Origin of the sequence: Mycolicibacterium vinylchloridicum (genome assembly GCF_013404075.1) — a bacterium.
GTDB lineage: Bacteria > Actinomycetota > Actinomycetes > Mycobacteriales > Mycobacteriaceae > Mycobacterium > Mycobacterium vinylchloridicum.
Genome location: NZ_JACBJQ010000038.1, coordinates 30,374 through 55,774 on the forward strand (window position 1 = coordinate 30,374; position 25,401 = coordinate 55,774).

Annotated in this window: 21 protein-coding genes and 1 pseudogene; 9 read left to right on the top strand and 13 right to left on the bottom strand. The window is 64.2% G+C overall.

The genetic code is table 11. The features are described from left to right. Positions 1-33: 33 nt before the first annotated feature. The 3 genes and pseudogenes from HPC46_RS25090 to HPC46_RS25100 all read right to left on the bottom strand — a co-directional run. Positions 34-363, bottom strand: a pseudogene (locus HPC46_RS25090) (beta-class carbonic anhydrase); the annotation flags it as partial. Between the two features lie 83 nt (positions 364-446). Then, entirely contained in the window at positions 447-692 is a 246-nt protein-coding gene (locus tag HPC46_RS25095; RefSeq protein ID WP_179474902.1) for a hypothetical protein, read from the bottom strand. 140 nt (positions 693-832) lie between these two features. After that, positions 833-1,021: a hypothetical protein gene (locus HPC46_RS25100; RefSeq protein WP_179474903.1), complete on the bottom strand. Its 189-nt coding sequence runs from the start codon at positions 1,019-1,021 to the stop codon at positions 833-835. Between the two features lie 112 nt (positions 1,022-1,133). On the opposite strand from HPC46_RS25100, the gene HPC46_RS25105 reads away from it, so the two are divergent. The 4 genes from HPC46_RS25105 to HPC46_RS25120 are packed head-to-tail and all read left to right on the top strand — an operon-like array spanning position 1,134 to position 6,571. Next, positions 1,134-2,111: an oligopeptide ABC transporter permease OppB gene (locus HPC46_RS25105; protein ID WP_179474904.1), complete on the top strand. Its 978-nt coding sequence runs from the start codon at positions 1,134-1,136 to the stop codon at positions 2,109-2,111. Continuing rightward, the gene (locus HPC46_RS25110) at positions 2,108-3,037 is read left to right on the top strand and encodes an oligopeptide ABC transporter permease OppC (protein WP_179474905.1); all 930 of its coding nucleotides are present in this window, start codon (positions 2,108-2,110) and stop codon (positions 3,035-3,037) included. The genes HPC46_RS25105 and HPC46_RS25110 overlap by 4 nt, the downstream gene beginning before the upstream one ends. Continuing rightward, positions 3,034-4,875 (top strand): oligopeptide ABC transporter ATP-binding protein OppD, encoded by a 1,842-nt coding sequence (locus HPC46_RS25115; RefSeq protein ID WP_179474906.1) that lies wholly within the window; start codon positions 3,034-3,036, stop codon positions 4,873-4,875. The genes HPC46_RS25110 and HPC46_RS25115 overlap by 4 nt, the downstream gene beginning before the upstream one ends. Positions 4,876-4,924: 49 nt before the next feature. Beyond that, positions 4,925-6,571, top strand: coding sequence for an oligopeptide ABC transporter substrate-binding protein OppA (locus tag HPC46_RS25120; RefSeq protein ID WP_407665563.1), 1,647 nt, complete (start codon positions 4,925-4,927; stop codon positions 6,569-6,571). Here the strand turns inward: HPC46_RS25120 and HPC46_RS25125 are convergent. After that, positions 6,561-7,829 (bottom strand): alpha/beta hydrolase, encoded by a 1,269-nt coding sequence (locus tag HPC46_RS25125; RefSeq protein WP_179474908.1) that lies wholly within the window; start codon positions 7,827-7,829, stop codon positions 6,561-6,563. The genes HPC46_RS25120 and HPC46_RS25125 overlap by 11 nt on opposite strands. A 219-nt stretch (positions 7,830-8,048) precedes the next feature. Here HPC46_RS25125 and HPC46_RS25130 point away from each other — a divergent pair, with 219 nt between their 5' ends. Then, positions 8,049-9,413 carry a wax ester/triacylglycerol synthase domain-containing protein gene (locus HPC46_RS25130; RefSeq protein WP_179474909.1) on the top strand — a complete coding sequence of 455 codons (1,365 nt, stop codon included), beginning with the start codon at positions 8,049-8,051 and terminating at the stop codon, positions 9,411-9,413. A gap of 18 nt (positions 9,414-9,431) precedes the next feature. On the opposite strand, the gene HPC46_RS25135 is transcribed toward HPC46_RS25130, so the two are convergent. The 9 genes from HPC46_RS25135 to HPC46_RS25175 form a co-directional block, all read right to left on the bottom strand. Then, positions 9,432-10,274 (bottom strand): haloalkane dehalogenase, encoded by an 843-nt coding sequence (locus HPC46_RS25135; RefSeq protein WP_218894639.1) that lies wholly within the window; start codon positions 10,272-10,274, stop codon positions 9,432-9,434. Between the two features lie 122 nt (positions 10,275-10,396). After that, a complete protein-coding gene (locus tag HPC46_RS25140; RefSeq protein WP_179474911.1) occupies positions 10,397-11,875 on the bottom strand; it encodes an MCE family protein in 1,479 nt (492 codons plus the stop codon). Position 11,876: 1 nt separating this feature from the next. Further along, positions 11,877-12,968 carry an MCE family protein gene (locus HPC46_RS25145; protein WP_179474922.1) on the bottom strand — a complete coding sequence of 364 codons (1,092 nt, stop codon included), beginning with the start codon at positions 12,966-12,968 and terminating at the stop codon, positions 11,877-11,879. A gap of 38 nt (positions 12,969-13,006) precedes the next feature. After that, positions 13,007-14,314 carry an MCE family protein gene (locus HPC46_RS25150; RefSeq protein ID WP_179474912.1) on the bottom strand — a complete coding sequence of 436 codons (1,308 nt, stop codon included), beginning with the start codon at positions 14,312-14,314 and terminating at the stop codon, positions 13,007-13,009. Beyond that, positions 14,311-15,639 carry an MCE family protein gene (locus tag HPC46_RS25155; RefSeq protein WP_179474913.1) on the bottom strand — a complete coding sequence of 443 codons (1,329 nt, stop codon included), beginning with the start codon at positions 15,637-15,639 and terminating at the stop codon, positions 14,311-14,313. The genes HPC46_RS25150 and HPC46_RS25155 overlap by 4 nt, the downstream gene beginning before the upstream one ends. Beyond that, the gene (locus tag HPC46_RS25160; RefSeq protein WP_179474914.1) at positions 15,636-16,664 is read right to left on the bottom strand and encodes a virulence factor Mce family protein; all 1,029 of its coding nucleotides are present in this window, start codon (positions 16,662-16,664) and stop codon (positions 15,636-15,638) included. Before HPC46_RS25160 ends, HPC46_RS25155 begins: the two co-directional genes overlap by 4 nt. Before the next feature lie 46 nt (positions 16,665-16,710). After that, positions 16,711-18,153 carry an MCE family protein gene (locus HPC46_RS25165; protein WP_179474915.1) on the bottom strand — a complete coding sequence of 481 codons (1,443 nt, stop codon included), beginning with the start codon at positions 18,151-18,153 and terminating at the stop codon, positions 16,711-16,713. Between the two features lie 6 nt (positions 18,154-18,159). Next, positions 18,160-19,020: an ABC transporter permease gene (locus HPC46_RS25170; RefSeq protein ID WP_407665561.1), complete on the bottom strand. Its 861-nt coding sequence runs from the start codon at positions 19,018-19,020 to the stop codon at positions 18,160-18,162. Beyond that, positions 19,017-19,754: an MlaE family ABC transporter permease gene (locus tag HPC46_RS25175; protein ID WP_218894644.1), complete on the bottom strand. Its 738-nt coding sequence runs from the start codon at positions 19,752-19,754 to the stop codon at positions 19,017-19,019. Before HPC46_RS25175 ends, HPC46_RS25170 begins: the two co-directional genes overlap by 4 nt. Positions 19,755-20,179: 425 nt before the next feature. Between HPC46_RS25175 and HPC46_RS25180 the strand changes: the two genes are divergently transcribed. The 4 genes from HPC46_RS25180 to HPC46_RS25195 all read left to right on the top strand — a co-directional run bounded on the left by HPC46_RS25180 (position 20,180) and on the right by HPC46_RS25195 (position 25,177). Continuing rightward, positions 20,180-20,767, top strand: coding sequence for an Rv1363c family protein (locus tag HPC46_RS25180; protein WP_179474917.1), 588 nt, complete (start codon positions 20,180-20,182; stop codon positions 20,765-20,767). 159 nt (positions 20,768-20,926) lie between these two features. Continuing rightward, on the top strand, positions 20,927-21,382 hold the full coding sequence (locus HPC46_RS25185) for an Rv1363c family protein (RefSeq protein WP_179474918.1): 456 nt from the start codon (positions 20,927-20,929) through the stop codon (positions 21,380-21,382). Positions 21,383-21,443: 61 nt separating this feature from the next. Next, complete coding sequence (locus HPC46_RS25190; protein WP_407665562.1) at positions 21,444-21,950, top strand: CAP domain-containing protein; 507 nt, start codon at positions 21,444-21,446, stop codon at positions 21,948-21,950. Between the two features lie 1,037 nt (positions 21,951-22,987). Further along, complete coding sequence (locus HPC46_RS25195) at positions 22,988-25,177, top strand: carboxymuconolactone decarboxylase family protein (RefSeq protein ID WP_179474920.1); 2,190 nt, start codon at positions 22,988-22,990, stop codon at positions 25,175-25,177. Positions 25,178-25,401 lie beyond the last annotated feature (224 nt).

Here is a 25,401-nt window from a genome sequence, read left to right on the forward strand (position 1 = left end):
AGAACTGCAGGTCAAACAGTTTATTTGAAACCGCTAGAGGACAACTTCGGCAAGCTTGCCCGTCGCGACATCGAAGACGAAACCACGCAGCGACTCATGCTTGGTGACGAACGGGCTGTTCTCGATGCGCCGTAGCGACTGGCGGACGTCTTCGTCGACATCCCCGAACGCCTCGGCCGCCCACTGCGGCTTGATGCCGGTCTCGGCCTGGATGTCGCGTTTGAATGCGTCATCGGTGATCACCCCGCCGGCGTTCCGGATGACATGTGCCTCACCATCTTTGAGGCCCAGGATCCGGTACACGTCGAGGCGGGCGTCCATGCACGCGACAACGGCGACGTGCTTGCTCGGCGGCAAGGGCAGCCGCCACTGCCACCCCTACCAATCAAAGCGATTTCGGCGCGCTAACCGCCGCTGAGCGAACGAAAGCGCGCCGAAATCGCAACTCAGGGCGCCTCAGGAGGTTCGGCGGTCACCGGCGGGGTCGCGACCTCCGGCGCCCGGGTCGGCTCCCCGGTCGACGTAGTTGTCGTCTCCCCCGTCGTCATCTCCGAGGTCACCGGCGAGGTGAACGTGCCCGGGTCCGACACCACCATGGCGCCGCCCGGCTCGGTCACTCCCATGGCCAACGCCGCCATGGCTACCATCGCACTGCCGCCGACCACGGCGGACAGCGTTTTGATGTTGAGCATCTCGACACTTCCAATCGGTCTCGGTCGGTGTTCCACAGACCGGCTTCCCTGCCGATCTGCTGGCAATTGGTTAGCCGTGACCTGTGGGGCCGAAACCTGGCGTTCCCGTCGCGCAGACAAAACCGCAGGCAGCGGCCCTGTTATCGCGGCTCCATGCTGGGTGACGGGCGCGCGCTACTCGGCAGCATGGGCGGGGAGGTGTGCACCGTAGTCGGGCTGGGGCTCGTGATCGTCGGCTCGGTCGGGCTGCCCTTGTCGGTGCATGCGGCCAGCGCCGTGACGGTCAACGCGAGTACCGCGCCCGCGCGCAGGCGCGTGATCCCATTCACGCCCGCCTGACTATCCGCGCACGGCGGCGACAAACGGGCCGAGGTCTTCCCGTGATTTCTCTCCGTCATCTCCTACCCTGTGCTGCATGCACCCTGCGGCGAGCAACGCCCGATGACGCGATTCCTGGCGCGTCGGCTGCTCAACTACCTGGTGCTGCTCGCCTTGGCGTCATTCCTGACCTTCACGCTGACCTCGCTGACGTTCACCCCGTTGAACAGCCTGCTGCAACGCAATCCCCGACCACCGCAGGCCGTCATCGACGCCAAGGCCGCCGAGCTCGATCTCGACAAGCCGATACCGCTGCGCTACGCCCACTGGGTGGGCGGTGCGGTGCGGGGCGACTTCGGCACGACGGTCACCGGTCAGCCCGTCTCCGACGAACTGGGGCGCCGCATCGGAGTGAGCCTGCGGCTGCTGGTCATCGGCTCGGTGCTGGGCACCGTGATCGGCGTGGTGATCGGCGCCTGGGGTGCGATTCGCCAGTACCGACTATCCGACCGGGTGATAACGCTGCTGTCGCTTCTGGTGATCAGCACGCCGACGTTCGTGATCGCCAACCTGGCGATCCTGGCTGCACTCAAGGTGAATTCCATTCTGGGACTTCAGATTTTCGAGTACACGGGCGAGACGAGTCCCGATGCCGTCGGCGGTCCGTGGAATCAGTTCATCGACAGGCTGCAGCATCTGATCCTGCCCAGCGTCACCCTGGCGCTCGGCGCGATCGCGGGTTACAGCCGCTACCAACGCAATGCGATGCTCGATGTCCTCGGTCAGGACTTCATTCGCACCGCACGGGCCAAGGGACTCACCCGGCGCCAGGCGTTGTTCAAGCACGGACTTCGCACCGCCCTGATCCCGATGGCGACGCTGTTCGCCTACGGCGTCGCGGGTTTGGTCACCGGGGCGGTGTTCGTGGAGAAGATCTTCGGGTGGCACGGCATGGGTGAGTGGGTGGTTGCGGGCATCGCCACCCAGGACACCAATATCGTCGCGGCGATCACCGTGTTCTCCGGTGCCGTCGTGCTACTCGCCGGCCTGCTGTCCGACGTCATCTACGCGATCCTCGATCCCAGGGTGAGGGTGACATGACCGAAACGGACAGCAGCGCCCGCTCCGGGGTCAAGATCGAGGAGTTCGCCTCCCGTCGCACCCTGGTGCTGCGCCGGTTCGCGCGCAACCGGGCGGCGATGGTCTCCCTGATCGTGCTGGCTGTGCTCTTCATCGGCTGCTACGCACTGCCACCGCTGTTGCCGTGGTCCTACACCGATCTGGATTTCTACGCGCTGCAAGACCCGCCCAGCACCGACCACTGGTTCGGTACCAACGCCATCGGTCAGGACCTCTTCGCCCAGATTCTGCGCGGCATGCAGAAGTCGATGCTGATCGGCGTGTGCGTGGCGGTGATCTCGACGGGGATCGCCGCCACCGTCGGCTCGATCGCCGGCTACTTCGGCGGCTGGCGCGACCGCACCCTGATGTGGGTGGTGGACCTGCTGCTGGTGGTGCCGAGCTTTATCCTGATCGCGATTCTCACGCCGATCACCAAGGGGTCCGCCAACGTCGCGCTGCTCATCGTGCTGCTCGCCGGGTTCAGCTGGATGGTGAGTTCCCGGATGGTGCGGGGTCTGACGATGAGCCTGCGGGAGCGCGAATTCGTCAAGGCGGCACGGTATATGGGTGTGCCGAGCTCACGCATCATCATCCGGCACATCATCCCGAACGTCGCGTCGATCCTGATCATCGACGCCGCCCTGAACGTCGCGGTCGCGATCCTTGCCGAAACCGGCTTGAGCTTCCTGGGTTTCGGCATCCAGCCGCCCGATGTTTCGCTGGGCACCCTGATCGCCGACGGCACCAAGTCGGCGACGACGTTCCCGTGGGTGTTCCTGTTCCCGGCCGGGGTGCTGGTGCTGATCCTGGTGTGCGCCAACCTCACCGGTGACGGACTTCGCGACGCCCTCGACCCGGGCAGCGCCAACCTGCGCCGCGGCCGCAGGAAGAACACGAAGTCATGAGCGAGCCACTGCTGGAAGTCACGGACCTCTCCGTCACCTTCCCGACCGCCACCGATGACCTCACCGCGGTGCGTGGCCTGAGTTATCACATCCGGCCGCGCGAGGTCGTCGCGATGGTCGGCGAATCCGGCTCGGGCAAGTCGGCGGCGGCGATGGCGGTCATCGGTCTGCTGCCCGAGTACGCCGCCGTTTCCGGGTCGGTGCGACTGGCCGGGCAAGAACTGCTCGGGCTGTCCGACGCCGACATGTCCAAGATCCGGGGCCTGCGCATCGGCACGGTGTTCCAGGACCCGATGTCCGCGCTGACGCCGGTGTACACCGTGGGCGACCAGATCGCCGAGGCCATCACCGTGCACGACCGCGACATCGGCAAGCAGGCCGCGCGCACGCGCGCCGTCGAACTGCTCGAGCTCGTCGGTATCGCCCAGCCCGGGCAGCGGGCGCGGGCCTTCCCGCACGAACTGTCCGGCGGCGAACGTCAGCGCGTCGTCATCGCGATCGCGATCGCCAACGACCCCGACCTGTTGATCTGTGATGAGCCGACGACCGCGCTCGATGTGACCGTGCAGGCCCAGATTCTCGAAGTGCTCAAGACCGCTCGCGACGTCACCGGTGCCGGCGTGCTGATCATCACCCATGACCTGGGTGTGGTGGCTGAATTCGCCGACCGCGCGCTGGTGATGTACGCCGGTCGCGCGGTCGAGGTCGCCGGAGTCGGCGACCTGTACCGCGACCGCCAGATGCCGTATACCGCAGGGCTGTTGGGATCAGTGCCCCGCCTCGACTCCCCCCAGGGCACCCGGCTGGTGCCCATTCCCGGTGCACCGCCCTCCCTGGTGAACCTCGGACCGGGGTGCCCGTTCGCACCGCGCTGCCCGCTGGCCATCGACGACTGCCGAACCGCGGAGCCGGAATTGCTGACCGTCGGGCCCGCGCACGCCGCGGCTTGCATCCGCACCGACCAGGTCAAGGGCCGAGCCGCGGCGGAAATTTATGGGGTGTCCACCCAGCCGGTGCCAGTCGACAACACTGCCGCCTCCGAGGTGGCCATCCGGGTGCAGAACCTGGTCAAGACCTACAAGCTGACCAAGGGCGTGGTGTTCCGCCGCCAGATCGGCGAGGTCCGCGCCGTCGACGGCCTGTCCTTCGAGCTGCCCCGGGGCCAGACGCTGGGGATCGTCGGGGAATCCGGATCGGGCAAGTCGACCACGCTGCACGAGATCCTGGAGCTGTCCGCGCCACAGTCCGGCTCCATCGAGGTGCTCGGCAATGACGTCGCCACGCTCACCTCGGCACGCCGGCGCGAACTACGCCGGGATCTGCAGGTGGTGTTCCAGGATCCGGTAGCCTCGCTGGATCCCCGGCTACCGGTCTTCGAGTTGCTGGCGGAACCGTTGAGCGCCAACGGCTTCGACAAGACGAGCATCGACGGACGGGTCGCCGAACTGCTGGAGACCGTCGGTTTGCGGCGCGCTGACGCCAGCCGCTATCCGGGCGAGTTCTCCGGCGGCCAGAAGCAGCGGATCGGCATCGCCCGCGCATTGGCGCTGCAGCCCAAGATCCTCGCCCTCGACGAGCCGGTGTCCGCGCTCGACGTGTCCATCCAGGCCGGCATCATCAACCTGCTGCTGGACCTGCAGCGCGAATTCGACCTCTCGTATCTGTTCGTCTCGCACGACCTGTCGGTGGTCAAGCACCTCGCCCATCGCGTGGTCGTGATGCACCGGGGCGCGATGGTCGAGTACGGCGATGCGGACGACATCTTCGCTCACCCGAAGCACGAGTACACCCGGAAGTTGCTGGCCGCTATCCCGCAACCGGATCCCACTCGCCGTTAGCATCAGTGGCGTGACCCGATTGATCCGCCGGCACGCCGGCCGAATTGCAGTGCTGGCCGTCGTGACAAGTCTGGTGGTGGCGGGGTGTTCGAGCAGCAAGCGCGAGGTCCCGTCCGCGGGCGGCAATGCCGAAGTCGGCGCGACCAGCGACATCAATCCCCAGGACCCGGCCACCTTGCGCGACGGCGGAAACCTCCGGTTGGCGCTGACGTCGTTCCCGTCGAACTGGAACACCCTCAACATCGACGGCAACGAGGCCGATACCGCCGCGATGCTGCGCCCGACCATGCCACGCGCGTTCGCCATCGCCGCCGACGGCTCGATGAAGGTCAACACCGACTACTTCACCAACGTCGAGTTGACCGGCACCGACCCTCAAGTCGTCACCTACACGATCAATCCCAAGGCCGTCTGGTCCGACGGGACCCCCATCACCTGGGAGGACATTGCCTCTCAGATCAATGCGACCAGCGGCAAGGACAAGGCATTCGCGATCGCCTCGCCCAACGGCAGCGACCGGGTCGCGTCCGTGACCAAGGGCGTGGACGACCGCCAGGCCGTCGTCACCTTCGCCAAGCACTACGCCGAATGGCGCGGCATGTTCGCGGGCAACACGATGCTGTTGCCCAAGAGCATGACAGCCAACCCCGACGTGTTCAACAAGGGTCAGCTGGGCGGTCCCGGGCCGTCCGCGGGTCCGTTCCTGGTGTCTTCCCTGGACCGCACCGCCCAGCGCATCGTGCTGACCCGCAATCCGAAGTGGTGGGGTACGCCGCCACGGCTGGACTCGTTCACCTTCCTCGTGCTCGACGACGCGGCGAGACTCCCTGCGCTGCAGAACAACACGATCGACGCCACCGGTCTCGTTTCGCTGGACGAACTGACGATCGCACGGCGCACGGAAGGCGTCTCGATCCGGCGGACACCGGGACTGAGCTGGTATCACTTGACCTTCAACGGCGCGCCCGGGTCGATCCTGTCGGACAAGGCACTGCGGCTGGCCGTCGCCAAGGGCATCGACCGGCAGGCCATTGCCGATGTGACCCAACGAGGTTTGGTCGACAAGCCCGTCCCGTTGAACAACCACGTCTTCGTCGCGGGCCAGAAGGGCTATCAGGACAACAGCCAGGTCGTGGCCTACGACCCCGAGAAGGCCAAGCAGGAACTCGACGCCCTGGGCTGGCGGCTCAACGGGCAGTTCCGGGAGAAGGACGGCAGGCAGCTCGTCATCCGCGACGTGCTCTACGACGCGCAGACCACCCGGCAGGTCGCGCTCGTCGCGCAGAACAGCCTGGCCCAGATCGGGGTCAACCTGCAGATCGACGCCAAACCCGGCAACGGGTTCTTCACCAACTACATCATCCCCGGCGATTTTGACATCGCCCAATTCTCCTGGGTGGCAGATGCTTTCGCGCTGTGCTGCCTCAACCAGATCTACACCACCGGCGCCGAAAGCAACTTCGGCAAGATCAGCAGCCCCGAGATCGACGCCAAGGTCGAGCAGGTGCTCAACGAGCTCGACCCGGACAAAGCCCGCGGCCTGGCCAATGACGTCGACAAGCTGATCTTCGGCGAGGTGTTCAGCCTGCCGCTGTTTCAGTCGGCGGGGAATGTCGCGGTGCGCAGCAATCTGGCCAACTACGGTCCGGCTGGGTTGGGCGACTTGAACTACACCGCAATAGGATTCATGAAGTAATCGGCTTCGGAATAGTCCGGGCGACCACCCGCGGGAGCGCCGCGGGCAGGATGGCCTCGACGCGCGCCGCCACCGCCAGCGCCGACACCATCAACCGCACTGCGGGGACACTGGGCATGGCGTCGAGTGAGGTCTCCTGCGACCGAAGGGTATCGATCCGGCCGATGGCGACCGCCTCGGCGATCCTCAGCGCCGCCCGTTCCTTGGTGTCGAGCACGCTGTGACCGGTGGTCGGCAACCGCACCAGCACCGAGGCCGGAATGAGCTCAGCGACCCGCTCGGCGACCGCGGGCGGCGTGATCAGGTCCCGGCCCCCCGAGATCACCACGGTGGGCCAGCTGAATTTCGGCATCTCGGCAACCAGGTCGAACGGTTCGGCTTCGAACGTGTCGGCCTCACCGGTCGCGAGACTGCGCATCGCGACGGCGGGGTCCAGTGGCAAACCGTCCGGGTCTGCCGCGTAGTTGAGCTCGCGGAATGCAATCCGCTCGACCAGATCGGTCTCGTTACGGTACGGAGCCTTTCGGCCCACCATCAACTCACCGAACCGGCCCATCGCCGTCCACAGCAGGGGGCGGCCGTGCAACAGAAGGTCCAGCTGGCGGTCCAGCAGCCTGGCTCCGCCGAACCCGTACACCGTTGCGGCGAGTTGGGCGGCAGCCGGGTTCATCACACCCTCGTCCACCAGCCGGCGGACCTTGTCGGCGACTTCCTCGGTGTCGCGCTGACCGTGCCACAACACACTGCGGATATTGCGCCGCACCACGTCGATGTCGTCACCGGCGAGCAGCGGGGAATCCAGGACCATCGCGTGCACCCTGGCCGGGTGACGCACGCCGACGCCGGCGGCGATGTAGGTGCCGTAGGACGTGCCGTAGATGATGGCGCTGTCGACCTGTGCGTCATCGAGCACGGCAGCGACATCGTCGACGACCTGTTCGATGGTCAGCGCCTCCGGCGGAAGGTCTGCGCCGAGGTCGTCGTGCCGCGACATCCCGATACCGCGGTGCTCGATCATGATCACGTCGAGGCCCTCGGCCGCGGCACGGCGGCGTAGCCCCCGGTAGAGCGCGATCGAGGCGGCGCCGGGGCCGCCGGGGATGATGACCAGCGGATGTTTGGTCTTGCGCCCGGTACGTACGTAGTACAGATCGAATTCGTCAGGACCACCCGGTGTGACGGGACGGCGAACCGGACGTACGCCGGGCAGGGCCGCGAGCTTTTCGTGGGCGCGGCGCCGCTTCTCGTTCAACGTCATCGCGGCCGGCCCACCATGCGTCGATTCTGCCTCGCCCGAAGCGGGAATGGAATGCGCCCCTCCCCTATTTGCGCGATTTCGGCGCGAAAACCGTTGCTGAGCGTCGGTTTCCGCGCCGAAATCGCAATGGTCCTCAGTGTTAGGGGACAAAGTCCCCACCTGGTCGTGGAACGTGTTCACCGATACCGCCGCGTCGTAGGTTCATGGCGGGAGTACCTCATGACCGAATTCATGCGCAGCACAGATGCGTTCACCTGGGCGATGGAGGCCGATCCGCGGCTGAGATCCACAGTGGTGACGATGATCCTTCTCGACCGGTCTCCGGACTGGAGTGCCGTCCGGGAGCGGTTCGACCTGGTCAGCCGCGAACTGCCGATGTTCCGCCAGCGGGTGGTGAACTCTCCGCCGCCGGCTCCGCCGCGCTGGGAGGACGCCCCCGACTTCGACCTGGACTATCACATGCGCCGGGTGTCGGCGCCCGAGCCGGGCACCCTCGACGGCGTGCTCGAAATGGCCCGGGTCGCCGCGATGGCCGACTTCGACCGGGCCCGGCCGATGTGGGAAGTCACCCTGGTCGACGGTCTCGCCGACGGCGGTGCGGCCGTGCTCTGCAAATTCCACCACGCCCTGACCGACGGTGTCGGTGGCGTGCAGATCGCGATGCGGATCTTCGACCTGAGCGAGCAGCATCAGGCCACCGACGCGTTACCGGTCGCGGCAGCCGTTCCCGCCCGCCGGCCGCTGGCGGGTTATCGCGATGTCGTTCGCTACAACGCCAACCTGTTCGGCACGGTGGTCAGCGAATCGGCCAAGATCGCTCCGCGGTTGTTGTTCAACACTATTCGGCGGCCTCTGCAGACCGTCGAGTCGGTAGGTGAACTGGCCGCGTCGGTCTACCGGACGATCCGCCCGGTGAACAGGCCGGGTTCCCCGCTGATGAGGGACCGCACGCTGAACCGCCGACTGGGCATCCTCGACGTGCCGATGCCGCGGATGCGGGAAGCCGCCCATCGGAGCGGCGGTGCACTCAACGACGCCTTCGTCGCCGGAGTGGCCGGCGGGCTGCGCCGCTACCACGACAAACATGGTGTCGGGGTTTTCGATCTACATCTGACCATGCCGATCAGCCTCCGCACCGACGACGACGGGGCGGGCGGTAACCGGATAACCCTGATGCGCTTCGACGTTCCGGCCGGCATCACCGATCCGGCCCGGCGGATCCACAGTATCCACGAGTGCACCGGCCGGGTGCGTCACGAAAAGTCGCTCCCCTACACGCAATTGATCGCCGCGGCCCTCAATATGATGCCGCGCTGGTATATCGGGTCGGTCCTGCGTCACGTCGACTTCCTCTGCAGCGACGTACCGGGCGTGCCGGTACCCGTCTATCTGGGTGGCGCGGCGGTGCGCGCGCAGTACGCGTTCGGTCCCACCGTCGGCGCGGCGGTCAACGTCACCCTGCTGACGTACGTGGACACCTGCGCGCTGGGCATCGACGTCGATTCCGGCGCGATCCCGGACTTCGACGAGTTCTACGACTGTCTGGCCGACAGTTTCGACGAAGTGCTGGCGCTGGCGGACTGACGAGCGGGGCCGAGTCTCTCAGGACAACAGTTGGAGCCACTCCCGCAACGCGCGGCCGACCGCTTCGGGAGCATCTTCTTGGAAGAAGTGCTTGGCATCGACCGTCACTTCAGTCTGATTCGGCCAGGCACGGCAGAATTCGAGGTTCGGCCCGGTCAGCTGTCCCTGCGAGGTGACGATCAACAGTTTCGGAACCGGAGAGGTCGCCATCCACTGCGCGTAACTGTCGATTGCTTGGTACACGTCGTGCGGCTCTCCGTAACTCGGTACCTCCCGCAGCCAGGTCAGAATCGGTCGGCGTGATTCGCCCGATTCGGCCCAGACACTCCGATACTGCCGTTCGGCCTCAGCATCCAGCGGTCTGAGCACGCTCTCCCGTAGGAAGATGTCGAGCAGGAAGTCACCGTGCAGAATTGCGGCTTCGCCCGCGTCGGACCGGGCAAACCGGACGAGTTCCGCTCGCTCCGCCGGGGCATCGCCTACCGTGGGATGCACGAGGGTCTCGCCGTAGGCGATTCCCTTTACGGCGTTGGGATGCCTATGCGCCCAATCGAATCCGAGCGCACCACCCCAGTCGTGGCCGACAATGACCACCCGATCCTCGATCGCCAGTTCGGCACAGAACGCATCCAGGTAGCGTCGATGCGTGCGGTAACGGTATCGGTCTTCGTCGAGACGACCGGAGTCCCCCATCCCGATCAAGTCCGGGGCTATACACCGTCCCAGGTCTTGGACCCAGGGCATGATGTTTCGCCACAGATACGAACTCATCGGATTGCCGTGCAGGAACAGCACCGGATCGCCCTCGCCCATTTCCCGATACGACATAACGGAGTCCAGGACGGCGACAGTCTGTTTCACGGGCTCGGGCTGCCCTGCTGTCGATGCATCTGTCATCCCGGCACCCCCTGTATCCCGCGCCCCCGAGGCCGGTCAACCCGACAATGCACGCCAACGCTTCCAACCATGAAACAGCCTTTCGCTCAGTTCGCCGGGGGCAGCAACATCGATTGCCAGTTCTCCGGCTCGCCCCCTTGAACCAGGTTTTCCTGGGTGTAGACCTGGCCGTCGGGCGCCACGTAAGCCCCAGTGCTCGGGTCATACTGCGCCACGGCTATCGGCGGCCGCGCAGGTTCGTTCTGGGCGGGTGGAGGCACCACGGCCCCCTTAGGAACGGACGTCGGCCCGGAAGGTGTCTGCGGGATACCCTGTCCCGACGTGGTGGCGTTCGGGTCGCCCTTCCAGTTGTAGCCATCGTTGAGCGGCACGTACTGCTCATCGCTCTCGCACATCTTCGCAGTGGGCGCACGCTTACCGGGCTTGGTCGGGCACGGTAGATTCCGCGCTCCGCGGACGTTGAATGGCGAATCCTGAGGAACCCGGCAGTAGAGCTCTCCGTTGGGCCGGTCCGGATAGTCCTCGAACATCGAGGACCGTTGCTGACTCGGCGGCAGGAAACCGGTGAGGCATGGCGGCGGCAGATTGATGTTCAGATCGAATGTGGTGAATACACTTGCATACGCACTGGTGTTGCCCAGGTTTGGTACAAGGGCGCTGGCGAGGACGGCGATGGCCTGCGGCAGCAGAACAAGTAGCTGTTCAACGCCGGCGTGGTAAACCACTGCGACGTCGGCGACACTGGTCAGGTTCGCCAGCAGGATCGGCAATGTCGGCTGCACCCGTTCGAACAGCCGCCTACCCTCGTCGGTCGCTGTCGCCCCATCCTGCAACACTCCGCGAAACGCGGTGTCCTGCTGCTGGACTTGACTGGTGATGGCTGTGACGTGCGCGGCCCACGCGGCGATCTGATTCGAAGTGTCAACCTGGGTGTCCAGGATCGGCTTGGACTGATCGATCAGGTTGGTCAATCCGGGTAGGTTCTTCTCCGCGTCGATGGCCAGCGCAGTCGACCCCTTGACGATGCGCAAGATCTCGGGTCCGAGACCACCGACCGCTGTAGCACCCTCGTCGATCACGGTCTTGAGATTGTCGCGAGGGATGGCCGCCAGGCCCGCATTCGTCTTATCGAGCAGCGTATTGATGTCCGGCGGAATCGATGTCCGGTCAACCGGTATCACATCGCCGTTCTTCAGGACCGCTTTTCCGGGGTCAGGTCGGGGAATCAGGTCGACGTACTGCTCACCAATCGCCGTCCGGCTGTGCACCTGGGCGTCAAGATCGGATGGGATTCGAACACTGGAATTCAGTGACAGCACCGCCTCGACACCGCTGTTGGTCATCCGAACATCGGTGACCCGGCCGACCTCTTGGCCGCGATAGGTCACGTTGCTGGTCTTGTAGAGGCCGCCGGTGGCGGCCAGCTGCATCGTCACGTCGTAGCGGCCGATCCCGAAGATCATGGTCGGCAGTCCGATATAGCCGACGGCCATTACCAGACCTGCGACCAGCGAGATCAACCCGACGGTGAACAGCTGGATCTTGATTCGTCTGCTGAGCCTCACGTCAACGCCCCTGATCGGCTAGGTAGGGCACGGTCAATGGGTTCCCGACGGTGGCCGGGCTGGGCATCTGGTTGAGTGTGCGGCCCCACTGCATCTCCAGTTCGGTCAGGTCGCCTTCCCACCGCGTGCCAGTGAAGAACCCGGCGTCGATGCGGCTCAGAGTGAGGTCGAAAACCCCTGTGAGATTGACGTAGTCGCCGCGGAAGAAGTTCGTGACGTTTTCCTTGACGAAGGGGAAGGTCGACAGGTAACTCAACGAACGGGTCAGCGCGGGTCCAGCATTGGCCAGCGCTTCCAACACGGGTCCGAGATCCTCGAGTTCGCTGGCCAGCTTCTCCTTGGTCTGGTTGACGGTGTCGGCCGTCAGCGCGCTGAACTTTCCGAGTTCGTCGAGAGCATCAACCAGGTTCTGGCGTTGATCGTTGAGTACCTCCAAGGCACGCGGGATGGTCTTGAGCGCCTTGTCCACAACCGGCTTCTGGTCGGCGATCTGGCTTGCCAGTTCGTTGACACTGTCGACTGCGGCGATAATGTCCTGGGTTTGGTCCTCGACGTTGCCGATGAAGATATTGAGCTGCTCTATCAGGCTTCTCAGGTCCGCCTCGCGCCCGGCGAATCCGGTGCTCAAGGCCTGGGTGATGTCTTGGATCTGCCCCAATCCACCGCCGTTGAGCAACAGGGAAAGGCTAGCCAGCGTCTGTTCGGTGGTCGGGTACGCACGGCCGGCCGCCAGCGGGATGAGCGAGCCATTGTGGAGTTTCCCTTCAGGCGCAACTCCTCTGGGAGGCGCCAGTTCGACGTGCAGTGACCCCAGCAGGCTGGTCTGGCCGATGGTCGCCGTCGCGTTGGCCGGAAGGACGACGTCGCCATTGATGGTCATAGTGAGCAGCGCGTGCCAGCCCTGACGCTCGACCTTGGTCACGGTCCCCACGTTCACATCACCGACCCGGACACGCGAATTCTGTTGGATATTAACAACATCCGAAAACTGGGCCTGAATCGTGTACGCCCCGGCGCCGCCACCCTGTGTGCCGGGCAGCGACATCGAGTTGGCACCCCTCCACCCACATCCGGTGATGCACGTGGCGATCATGCCGATCAGGGCCGTGATGGTGGCGACCCTTTGAGCAGTCACGATCCACCTCCGGCTGGCATCAGCATGTCTTGCAGGTTGGTTGCACCGCTTACCGGCTCCGCTGGGGCTTCGGCGGGAAGCGGGCCCGTGCTCGGCATCGGCGGAACAGCGCTGGGCGCCTGACCGGAGGGTGGAATGTAGTCGGGTCGCAACCAGTCTTCGCTATACGTGATCTCGTTGGGGCGCGCCATCGCCCCGACGACCGGGTTGAAGCCGATCGGTGGGAAGTTGTACTGCCGGTTCTTCACGATCGGCGCGAGGTACTGAACACACAGCTTCGCCGCCTGTTCAGCACCCAGGCGGGATGCGGCTTCGATAGCACCACAGAGGAATTGGATCGGGTTGGCGAAGTTGTTGAGACTGAATATGCCCGAGAAACCGCCAACCGCCGGCGGGTACATGTTGGTGAAATTGGCCAGCAGTGTCGGCGCGGTGTGCAGCGTCTGTTTCAGATCGTCGGTGCTTTCACGCAGCGCCGCACTGATTGACGCCAGCTTGTCCGATGCGATGCCGATCGGTTCACGATTCTCGGCAGTGAAACCCACCACGTCGTCGATCGCGGAATCCATGTCGGCAATCGCTTGGCCGACCTCGTCTGGCTGGTTGGCCAACAACGCGGTGGTGCCCGCAAGATTCCGGTTGAGCTGGCGCATCACGTCGCGACTGTCCTGCAGCGCCGACACAACGAGCGACAAATTGTTGATCGTGCCGAACACATCGCCGCTGTGGTCACCAAGAACTGAAGTAGCTTGTGCCAGTTTAGTAATGGTGTTGTGAATGTCTGCACCCTGACCGCGGAGATTGTCGGCGGCCGTGTTGACGAAGGAACCGACCGTGCTGACGCCGCCGGGTTCAGTGGGTTGCAGGGTGTCGACAAGCTTGCTCAGCTGAGCCCGCAGATCGTCCCACTCCACCGGCACCGCGGTCCGCCGCATTGGGATGACAGCCTGATTCTGCATGACGGGCCCTCCGTCATAGGCCGGCACCAACTGAATGGCTCGTGCGGACACCAACGACGGTGACAAGATCACTGCTTTTGCATCGGCGGGAACCTTGTACTCGTCTTCGACCCAGAACGTCATCTTGACCTGTTCGGGTTGGGCCTCGATGCTCTCCACCTCCCCCACCCGGACACCGAGAATTCGGACATCATCGCCGACAAAGATGCCAGTGCTATTGGTGAAATAGGCCGTGATGTGAGTTCTCTTGACCGACTCGGCGCCACGCACGGCAATGACGATCCCGCCGGTCAGTACCGACACCAGCACCACGGCCAGACTCACCACAAGCTTGCGTTTGGTCACTGCCCGCCTCCAGGTGTGGGTTGGCTGCCAGGCGAAGGTGTTTCCAACGGCACTTCTCCAGGGGCGGGCACCAAAACCGGCGGGTGCGTAGGGGGAGGTTGAATGCCGCCCGGCGCCGCAGGCGGCCCCGGCGGCGGCCCGCCGGGCGGCGGAGCCGCCGGCGGTTCGCGGTAGGGATATCGAGGATCGCCGGGATTTCCGGTGATGGCGTCGGGCAACGTCATCCGGGGTTCTCCCCCCTGCCCGGTGCGCGGGAACGGGACGGGCAGAGCTGGCGTCGCTGGTTGCCCAGTCGGTGGATCAGACAGCTGCGATGGCGCGAGGACATTCGGGTCGAGGCCCAAGTCAGAGAATGCGGCATCGATGAAGGGCTGAATGAACTGCCCTGGTGGCAGATTGGAGATGTAGCCCTTGAAGAACGGGCCACCGGAGATCGATTCACCCAGCGACATCGAGTAGGCGTTGAGCCGCGTGATCGACTCCTGCAGCTTGGCCTTGCGATTGTCGAGTATGGCCAAGACCCCGTTGAGCTTGTCCAGTGCGGGCTTGAATTCTTTGCGATTGTCGTCGATGAAGCCCTTCAGCTGCTTACTGAGAGCTGAGATGTTGCCCGAGATCTGGTCAAGGGCAGTGCTTTGCGACCGCAACTGCCCCAGAATGGCGTCTGTGTTGTTGATCAGGCCGACGATCTGGTCGCTTCGCGCGGCGAGAACACCGGACACCTTACCGACGTTGGCCAGCAGTGACCTCAGCTGTTGATCACGCTCGTCGAGCGTCTCGGAAAAACGGGACACGCCCTCGACCGCCAAGCGCAATTCGGGCGGCGTGTCGGAGAAGGTCTGTGCAAGCGTGGCCAGTGACTCGGACAACTGTTTGGTGTCGAGTCCGCTGATCGTCGCCGACAGGTCACCGAGAGCGTCGGCCAGCTGGTAGGGAGAAGTGGTCCGCTCCAAGGGAATCGATCCGGACAGTTGGCCCTGACCTCGCGGACTTACCTCGACGTACTTGGCGCCCAACAGAGTCTTCGTCTTGATTGCGGCCTCGGTTCGGTCGCCGAGCAGAACCCCCTTGTCGACAGTGAACTTCACGAATACCCGTGTGCCGTCCAGCCCGATACCCTCTACCTGCCCCACCCGCACGCCGGCCACCTCCACCGGTGCGTCGGGCCGTAGTCCGGCGGCGTCCGCGAAGTAGGCCGAATAGTCTTTGGTGCTGGCGATGAACGGAAGTTTGTCGTAGTTCAGCGCCCCAAGCAGTATGGCGCCGGTTATCCCGGAGCCGACGAGACCGACGATCAGGGGATTACGTTCGCTCATGGGCCTCATCGCGGAGTACACCTACCAGTCGTTTGAGATGCAGCCTTGATGTAAACCGGCTGGCCGCCTTTGCCATTCACTTTGATGATCGCCTCACAGATGTAGAAGGCGAACCAGTCACCGTAGAGCCCCTGCCGGCCGAGCGCCTTATAGGCATCGGGGAGCGTGTTGATCAGGTTGTCGACGTAGTCGTGGTCGTTCATCACGATCGTCGATGTGCGGTCCGTCTCGTGGACGATCTTCTGCAGCGCCGGTCGTGAGCGGGCAAGAAAATCGGCAACAGAGCCTGATGCGGCGTTGGCGTAGGCCACCGAATTGCTGATGTCCTCCCGGCGATCAGCCAAGGCGTCGGTAAGCGAAGCAATCTTGTCGATGGCCTGGGCAAAGTCCTTGTTGCTGTCGCCGAGCGAAGTGAAGACCGTATTCAAATTGGTGATGACGTCACCGATGAGCTGATCGCGATCAGCCAGTGTGTTGGTCAGGCCCGAGGTCTGCGCCAGGAGGGAGCCGATCGTCTCGCCCTGGCCCTGGAACGCCTGAATCAGCTGGAAGGACAGGGCATTCACCTGGTCGGGATCCAGCGCCCGGAATAGCGGCCGGAAACCGCCGATCAAGGTGTCGAGATCCAGCGCCGGTGAGGTCCGGCCGAGCGGAATCGTCGCGCCTGCTTTGAGGGGCTCCCCGTCGCCGTGCCCTTGTTCGAGCGCAAGGTAGCGGTCGCCATAAAGGTTGTCGTACCTGACCGCCGCCCGGCTGCTTTCAGTGAGCAGAACAGAGTCGTCGATACCGAACGTGACCGCCACTGACGCGTCGGGTTTGATCACAAGCTTCTTGACTTTGCCGACTTCCACGCCGGCGATCCGGACGAAATCGCCGCCCTTGAGCCCGCCGACGTTGGTGAACACGGCACTGAAGGTGTATTGGGGGTCGAAACGCAATTGCGCGAAGACCGCGATCAACACGAACAAGCCAAACAGACATACGGTGACGAACGCACCGAGCCGCCAAAGGGTAGCTACGAGACGGTCTTTCATCCTGGCCTCTGTCCTGTGTGCGCGTTGGTCCTGTGTGGGTCGGCCATTAGGACCCGGGAGCGACGGGCGGGCCGGTCGGCACCGGCGTTGGCTGCGTCTGGGCCGGAAACGGCGGAACGAATGGCTCCGACCCCGGCGCGGGTCCGGGATCCCGCGGTGCACCCGGTGGCGGCGCCGGCGGCAGCCCCGGCCAGAGCGGAGTGCCATCAGGCGCATATAGCTGCGCACCGTTGGGTGGCGCACCCGGGTACGGGATGGGCCCCGGAGCCGACGGCCCGCTGTTGCGAACACTGGGCGGCTGCGGCGCCGCGCGAGTGACCGGGAAATAGTTCGCCCATCCTGGGAATCCGATACCAGGATTGATCCGGATGTCGTTGCCGGTTCCCCAACCCGTGTTGGTCACCAGTTGGCGCACCGGGAACTGTTCGGAGACATCCGGCAGCGATCCGCAACCCGGCTTACCACCGGGCCCGCCCTTGGCGCCCACGATGGGCAGGTTGTCGGGGTAGTGGTAGCCGTCTTGACCCCATGTCAATCCTGCATCCAGGATGAGGGAATAGCCGTTGCCGCCAACCCCTTTGGAACCTCCGTTGTCGAGAAACCACTTGGCGCCCAACAGCGTGCAGGTCAGGTTACCGTGGTACTTCATCAGCAATGCTGTCGTCGGCTCGAGTGCGTCGACGTCATGGACCAGGCTGTCCTTGCTCGATCCGATCAGCGATGTTCCGGTGCGGGCCAGTCCGATCACGTTGATCAACAACGAGTCCAAGGCGGCCGATTGGTCCGTCAGCGTGACCGCGGTTGTGTTGAACGAGTCAACCGCCGCAAGGATGTCGCCGGCAGCAGCACCGTACGCGTCACTGAACCCCGTCAGCGCCTGCCAGTCGGAACGTACCGTCTCGCTGCGCGGATTCACCGCTAAGAGCACTTCGTTGGCGGCGCTGGTTGCCTCCCCGATAGCCCGCCCCTGCCCTCGGAAGCCTTCTCCCAACGCCGACAGGATCGCGTTGAGCTTGGCGGGATCCACCTTGTCGAGCAATCCGACCAGGTTGTCGAACACGGTGTTCACCTCGGTCGTCACGTTGCGTGAGTGCAGCACCTGGCCAGCCCTAATACGTTGTGATGTAGGGCTTTCGGGGTAGACCAAGTCGACGAACTTTGCGCCGAACACTGTCGTGGAATCGATCTCGGCCCCCACGTTGGCGGGGATGTCCTTGATGTAATCGGGATAGATCTTCAGGTTGAGCGACGTCACGCCGCCGCTGTTGTTGACACTGGCGACCCGGCCAACCTCCAGTCCACGCATCTTCACCCGCGCACCCGGCTCCATGACCAGACCCGAACGATCAGCGGCCAATGTGACCGGAACCGATGGCGAGAACCAACCATTGAAACTCGCAGCAGTCAGCACGGCTATGAGGACGACGCCGAGGAGCAGCGCTGCTGTCCACCAGGCGGGGTGGATACGCGATTCATTATTGCGAGACATAGTCGGCTATCCCGAGAGGTTGAAATTGCCGGTCTGCCCGTAGACGGCCAGTGAGATCACCAGCGTCACCAAGACGACGACGATCAACGACGCGCGTACGGCCCGACCGACTGCCTCCCCCACACCCGCGGGACCGCCAGACGCGGTGAACCCGTAATAGGTGTGGATCACCATGACCGTCAACGCCATCGCCATCGCCTGCACAAACGACCACAGAAGATCAACCGGATTGAGGAAGGTGTTGAAGTAGTGGTCATAAACACCGGTCGACTGGCCATAGATGAAGGTGGTGCCCACCCGTGCCGCGATGAACGACATCAGGACGGCCACACAGTAAAGCGGGATCACGACGATGAGTCCAGCCAGTACCCGGGTGGAGGCCAGATATGCCACAGAACGCACCCCCATCACCTCGAGCGCGTCGATCTCCTCGGCGATGCGCATGGCCCCGAGCTGTGCGGTGGCTCCGGCTCCGATGGTTGCCGCGAGCCCGATACCCGTTACCAGCGGCGCGATGATCCGAACGTTGATGTAGGCAGAAGCGAAGCCGGTGAGCGCCTCGACACCTACTCCGGCGAGCTGGTTGTAGCCCTGCACGGCAATGATCGCGCCGGCCGACATCGTCAGGAAGGCAACGATCACGACGGTGCCGCCAACAACGGCCAAGGCTCCGGTACCCAGACTCATCTGAGCGATCTGGGTGGCGACCTCGGTGCGGTAGTGGACCAGCGCGTCGCCAGTGGACCGAATGGTCCTGCCGTAGAACTGAGTCTGGACACCGATCCGGTTCCAGCCGTCGATGAGGCCGTGGACGGCGCGGCGGAACCGGGGCGCTCGCGTACTCGGGATACTTCGCGTCTGACTCACATCGTCGCCTTCACACCAATCGCGGTGATAACCACGTTGATCACGAACAGGGCCATGAAGGCGAAGACCACCGTCTCGTTGACGGCTGTGCCGACGCCTGCTGGACCACCACCCACCGAAATGCCCTTGTAGCAACCGATTAGGGCGGCGACGAGGCCGAACATCGCGGCTTTGGCCAGCGAGATCAGGATCTCCGGCATCCCGGTGAATAGAGTCATGCTGGCGACGAACGCCCCGGGCGTGACGTGCTGAACGTATACCGAGAAGAAGAATCCCCCCACAATTCCGACCACCGAGACAACGGAATTCAGTAGCAGCGCCACGATGACCGTTGCCAGCACGCGGGGCACCACAAGCGCTTGGATCGGATTGATGCCCATCACGCGCATCGCATCAAGTTCTTCGCGGATGGTGCGGGCGCCCAAGTCTGCGCACATCGCAGTCGCCGCCGCGCCGGCGACGACGAGCACAGTCACCAAAGGTCCGATTTGGGTCACCGCCCCGAATGCGGCACCGGCCCCGGAGAAATCCGCCGCGCCGAATTCAACCAACAGGATGTTGAAGATGAAGACCGACAGCACAGTGAACGGAATCGACAGCATGATCGTCGGAAATATCGATACCCGTGCAACGAACCACATCTGAAAGAGGAACTCGCGCCAGGCGAACGGCGGCTGAGGAGCCAGGACGATGGTGTCCACCGCCGTGGCAAAGAAACCGCCCACAGCACGCATGGGTTTCGCAAGTGCGTCCACGGTGGACACCGCCTGCCTCCTTTGGCTTGAGCAACGACATCTGGGCGACACGCAGATGCCGGCGCTTCGGCGCCCCGTGCTAAGGCATCATCGCTTTCCACCTACAACGTGTTGCAACCGACCACATTTCAGATGGTGCGTATTGGCACGTCAGCAGCCATGTTTGGCCCGAACGAACGCGGCCACGCCGCGTCGCGGTTCGGCTATCTGAAAAATCGGATGTTGACCGCACTCCGGGCACCGAATAGACAAAGCTAGTTCAGAAATAGCAAACACTCGGACGAGACCAACTGCGATATGCTCTTGAGACGCGCGATACACCGCACACGACACCGGGCAAACCACATCCTTGCCGCAGGTACCTGTCCATCGCGATCCGACCGGCCACCGTCCGGCATGTCGTCATGAACGTCACGAACCCCGCGGCACGCCTCAATGACGACGAAGGTGTCGACGAGCACGTCGACAACCCCTTCGGCCCCGATCATGTGCAATCACCCGCCACGCCGACCCCACGCCGCCACCGCGACCTGCTCATCTTCGGGTTGACCGCGGTCATCTTGTTGAGTGCATTGACCGCGGGGCTGGGCATTCGAGCGCATGCGGCCTACGGCCGCGACGATGCACGCGCGCACTTTCTGGAAGCCGGCCGGCAAAGCGCGATCATGCTGACGACTGTGAAACACGCCGAGGTCGAAGCCGACGTCAAGCACCTGATCGATTCATCCACCGGACCATTTTTGGCCGACTTCCGAGAGCGCTCCCAGAGCTTTGTCGACACCGTCAAGCGCACACAGTCCAACACCGAGGGAACCATCGCAGAAGCCGGCCTCGAATCTGTCCATGGGAATCGCGCCGACGTCCTGGTTGCGGTCTCAGTGAAAACATCACTAGCAGGCGTCGATTCGCCAGCGCGGCTATGGCGAATGCGACTTGCGGTCGAGAAGGTCGGCAATGACGTCAAGCTGTCCGATGTTGCTTTCATTTCCTGAGAGGTCATTCCCATGAAGCTCACGCACCGGCGCGAAAGGACGAGCCGTAGTGTCCTGGACATAGCGGCCGGTGATAGCCCAGCCGCGACGCCTGCGACCGAGCCCTCCCCCAGCGCCGAGGGGTACCGGTGGCTCCCTGCGATCCCGGTGGTGCGGTTCATGTTGCCTGCCATCGCACTGATACTGACGCTCTGCGCAGCCTGGCTGAGATGGAATCTGGCCACTGAAGGGGAAATGAATTCCGCCAGAACCGAATCGGTCCGCACCGCTGCCGAGGTCACAGTATCGCTGCTGTCATACCGCTCAGAAACGGCGGACACCGACCTGCGTGCTGCCGAGACCCGGCTCACCGGTACATTCCGCGAGGCCTACCGCTCGCTCATTGATGAAGTGGTCATCCCCGGCGCCCAGCAAAAGCAGATCGTTTCGACGGCCGCCGTGCCCGCTGCCTCGCTGGTGTCGATCAATCAGAATCGCTCAGTAGTACTGGTTTTCGTCGACCAGACGATCACGTTCGGCGGCGAAGCTCCGACCCAATCGGCTTCCAGCGTTCGCGTGACCTTGGACAAGGTCGATGGTCAATGGCTGATCTCCGACTTCGCACCAATTCGTTGACAGACCAGGCAGGTTGGACATGCACGAATCAGCGGGCCGCACCCTCCGACAATGGGGTTCCTTGGCTCAAACCTTGGCAGTGCTGACGGCGATAATCTGGACCGCGGCAGTGTTGTTCAGCCCTACTCCTGCCCGAGCCGACAACATCAGCCTCAACAGGAGCGTGGCAAAAATGGTTCACGTCCTCCAGTATCGAGCGGGCTGTCGCACCAAACTCACGATCAATCCCCGACTGCAACTGGCCGCACAATGGCACACGATCGACGTCCTCAACAACAGATCACTTGACGCAGACATCGGGTCGGACGGATCATCGCCGCAGGACCGGGCCTCCGCAGCTGGTTTCCGCGGCAAGGCCGCCCAGACTCTGGCGATCAACCACGCGCTCGCGTTCAGCGGTACGGAACTCATCAGCCAGTGGTACTACAACCCCGACTACATGGCGATCATCCAGAACTGCGCCAACACGGAGATCGGCGTGTGGTCGGAGAACAGCCTGGACCGCACCGTGGTCGTGGCGGTGTACGGACAGCCCGAAGCGCCCGACACCGGATCCACCGGAAGATGACGGATCAGGCTGACTCACGGCGCGATTCCCCGTAGGGCCGGCGTTGCCCCGCCAGCTCCAGGCGGTCGGCGGCACGCATTGAGCACACAGGTGCACGTGGCTCACCCGTCGTTCTGGAATGCATCACACGCCAAGCTGCCTCGGACCTGTGATACTGGTGGAGACCGCCGCTAGCACCGAATCCGGTTCAGGAAGAATCTTTTTGCCGACGTCTCTGGTGCGTCTCGCGCGACGAAGACTGTCGCACAGCGCTTCTGAAGCTATGTGGTGTGCCACTGCCGTACGAACCTTGGCTATAGAGGTGCGCTCGATACCAGTTTGCACTGACGGCGACATCTTGAAACGTGCTGATAGTAACCGATTTTCAAGGCGATGCCGATACGGGCATAACCAACACCCGGGTAGCCGCTCTCAGCTCGTTGACCGTTGACCGCCACGGCGTCTATAAACAGCAACGCCGGCTTGTTGTGACCGAAGCAACATTTCCGATGTCATGGAATCCCCAGCGAGGAGTGAGACCCATTACTACAAGCTCTGCGCCACTGCGCCGCTCCACAGATCGATCCTGCACCAGAATGGAAGGGGCTCAACCCACTCCAGCGATAGCTGCGAACATCGCGAGCCCGACCATAACGGCGATCGTCGGTTTCGCCGAAGCACCCGAGCACAGCGCGCCCGTTCCGGTTGCCGGGCGTCTGCATCACGCCGAGAGTTGGGTGAAGTGGCTTCGCGTAGGCGCAGTCGCGTTCGGTTTGGGGATGGCACTGACGACAGGCGCCGGTATCGCTGCGGCCGACTCCTCGGACAACAGCTCCGATTCGTCGAAGAGTTCACCGTCGGGCAGTGCACGCTCTGCCGTATCCACGCGGCATTCGGGCTCGACACCCGCAACTCGGCGGAACACCTCATCCGTGGCCCATCATCGAACAGACCTGCGTGCGACGGTCCGGACTCGCGGCTCAGGATCGCCTGCATCCTCGGTCACTGCGACGGCATCCGATGCCTCGTCTCCGGCGCTGGCATCAACCCCACGCGTGGTGACGAGACCGTCGACGCCGTCGGCTCCAACCGGTCCCGTGGTCGACGCACTGCTGATCGCTACTCGTGACATCTCTCGCAGAACGGCGAATCGCAACCCTGCGTTCATCGCCCAGCAGGTGACGGCGATGGTCAACTCGGCGTTCACCTATGGCGGGCGCTGTGGATTGGTCTGTGATGGCGCGGACGGCACGGAGGCCCACCCGGACGGCTCGAGCGGCGGCTGGCTGTCGGGTGATGGTGGAGACGGCTGGTCCAGCACCGTGACTGGGGTCGCCGGCGGCAACGGCGGCGCCAGCGGCCTGCTGTTCGGCACCGGTGGCGTCGGAGGGGTCGGCGGCTCGGGCGCTGCGGGCGGAACGGGCGGTAACGGCGGCCTGCTAGGGGGCAATGGTGGCGATGGTGGTGACGGCGGCGCCGGTGTGACCGGCGCAGCGGGCACCACCGGTGAGAGCGACGGCGACGGTGGTGCCGGTTCGGCAGGCGGTGCCGGCGGTGACGGTGGTAGGGCTTTCGCGTTGTTCGGCCACGGTGGCGCCGGCGGCGACGGCGGTGCTGGCGGGAGTGGTGGTGTTGGCGCCGTCGGCGCTGACGCGGCGCTACTCAGCAATGAGGATGGTGGCCCGGGAGGCGCGGGCGGGGCCGGCGGTAATGGCGGTGCGGGCGGTGCCGGCGGTACGGCGTTGGGCCTGTTGGGTTATGGCGGCAACGGCGGCAACGGCGGAGCCGCCGGTGCCGGCGGGGCGGGCGGCTATGGCGGAACCGGCGGCGCGAGCGTGATCACCTTGGAAAGCGGCGCCCTCACCGACAGCGCTGCCGACGGCGGTGCCGGCGGTGCCGGCGGCGCGGCCGGTGGAGCCGGCCTTGGAGGCAAGGGTGGCTCCAGTTTGTTGGCCAGCGGGGCTGACGGCGCCAACGGTGACGGCCGTGCTGTCGGCACCACGGGTGGCGACGGTGGTGCCGGTGGTCTGAGCGGTCGGCTGCCGTATTTCGATCCGTACACCGGAACTGTCGCACAGCTTGACCTCGACGCCTTGATGAAGGCCATCGCCATTCCGACCCAGGCGGCCACGGGCATCCAACTCCTCGATGCGCAGGGTGAGCTCATCGGGCCGCTCAATGCGTACCTTTACAACCCGGTGACCGGCAAGGCACTCTTCGACGTCGGCAACACGTTCTCGTCGTCGTCACTGAACCCGAGAGTCCGCGAGATCATCATCCTGTCGACCGGCGGACAGTGGGGTTCGGGCTATGAGCTCTACGCACATGAGTTGGTCGCGGCCCTCTACGGTGTTCCGGCGGACGCGATCGACTCATTGGCGAGCGGTCAAGCACCGGTGGGACTGACTGGGAATGATTTGATCGCAGCCCAATTCGTACAACAACTCGTGTCGACCTATCACGTCAGCGATGACCTTTACGACGACGCTGTGGCCGCGTTCGGGGAGACCGGTGTCGTCGATATGGTCAACCTGGCGGGCGTGTACCTGGGCGTCTCGGCGACCCTGAACGCATTTCAAGCGCAAGGGCCTGAGCCGTCAGGTGCGCCAGTGCCGGTCACCCCGGATGCCCCGGTCGTGCCCGACGGCGGCGACCTGGGCGGTCGGCTGCCGTTGCTCGATTTGGACAGCGCAACTCCGGCACAGCTGGCGCTGGACGCCCAGATCAAAGCGATTGCCGTGCCGACACAGGCGGTCACCGGCATCGAGCTCGTCAGTCCGGAGGGCCAGGTCATCGGACCGCTCAATGCCTACCTCTACAACCCGACCATCGGCGGGGCGTTGTTCAACGTCGGCAACAGCTTCGCGTCGTCGACCTTGAGTGCCAGGGTCCGAGAGGTCGTGATCCTGTCGGTCGGTGGAGAATGGGGGTCGTCATACGAGCTGTACGCGCACGAGAAGGTGGCGGCCCTGTACGGCCTTCCCCAGGAAGCGATCGATGCGTTGGCTGCCGGTGAGGCACCGGTCGGGCTGACCGGAGGTGAGCTGGTCGCCGCGCAATTCGTACAGGAACTCGTCTCGACCCACTATGTCAGTGCCGACACCTACCATGCCGCCGAGGCGGCGTTCGGACAAAAGGGTGTCGTCGATCTGGTCAACCTGGCCGGCGTTTACCTCGGCGCCTCGGCGTTGCTGAACGCATTCGAAGTCCCGGCTCCTTCGGAAATACCCGCTGCTGTGACGGTATAGCCGCGCGCACCACCCACTGGTGCCCCGTTTCCCGCTCGATCGACCGCGGAACGGGGCACCTTTGGCATGGTCGCGGTGACCAATGCCGTTGCCAGTAGGTTGCGTCCAGCAGAGTGGTGTACGAGTCGGACCTGATCAGCGGTACCGGCGTGTCGTAGCCGGATGAATGAAGGTCATCGCGTGATTCTTCGAGAGACCCGCGAAAGTCACTCGAGCAAAGGAAT

Bases quoted from the DNA above. Each gene is read 5' to 3' on its own strand.
- HPC46_RS25095 (WP_179474902.1), bottom strand. From the start codon at position 692: ATGCTCAACATCAAAACGCTGTCCGCCGTGGTCGGCGGCAGTGCGATG.
- HPC46_RS25105 (WP_179474904.1), top strand. From the start codon at position 1,134: ATGACGCGATTCCTGGCGCGTCGGCTGCTCAACTACCTGGTGCTGCTC.
- HPC46_RS25110 (WP_179474905.1), top strand. From the start codon at position 2,108: ATGACCGAAACGGACAGCAGCGCCCGCTCCGGGGTCAAGATCGAGGAG.
- HPC46_RS25115 (WP_179474906.1), top strand. From the start codon at position 3,034: ATGAGCGAGCCACTGCTGGAAGTCACGGACCTCTCCGTCACCTTCCCG.
- HPC46_RS25125 (WP_179474908.1), bottom strand. From the start codon at position 7,829: ATGACGTTGAACGAGAAGCGGCGCCGCGCCCACGAAAAGCTCGCGGCC.
- HPC46_RS25130 (WP_179474909.1), top strand. From the start codon at position 8,049: ATGACCGAATTCATGCGCAGCACAGATGCGTTCACCTGGGCGATGGAG.
- HPC46_RS25145 (WP_179474922.1), bottom strand. From the start codon at position 12,968: ATGATCGCCACGTGCATCACCGGATGTGGGTGGAGGGGTGCCAACTCG.
- HPC46_RS25155 (WP_179474913.1), bottom strand. From the start codon at position 15,639: ATGAGGCCCATGAGCGAACGTAATCCCCTGATCGTCGGTCTCGTCGGC.
- HPC46_RS25160 (WP_179474914.1), bottom strand. From the start codon at position 16,664: ATGAAAGACCGTCTCGTAGCTACCCTTTGGCGGCTCGGTGCGTTCGTC.
- HPC46_RS25165 (WP_179474915.1), bottom strand. From the start codon at position 18,153: ATGTCTCGCAATAATGAATCGCGTATCCACCCCGCCTGGTGGACAGCA.
- HPC46_RS25175 (WP_218894644.1), bottom strand. From the start codon at position 19,754: ATGCGTGCTGTGGGCGGTTTCTTTGCCACGGCGGTGGACACCATCGTC.
- HPC46_RS25180 (WP_179474917.1), top strand. From the start codon at position 20,180: ATGAACGTCACGAACCCCGCGGCACGCCTCAATGACGACGAAGGTGTC.
- HPC46_RS25185 (WP_179474918.1), top strand. From the start codon at position 20,927: ATGTTGCCTGCCATCGCACTGATACTGACGCTCTGCGCAGCCTGGCTG.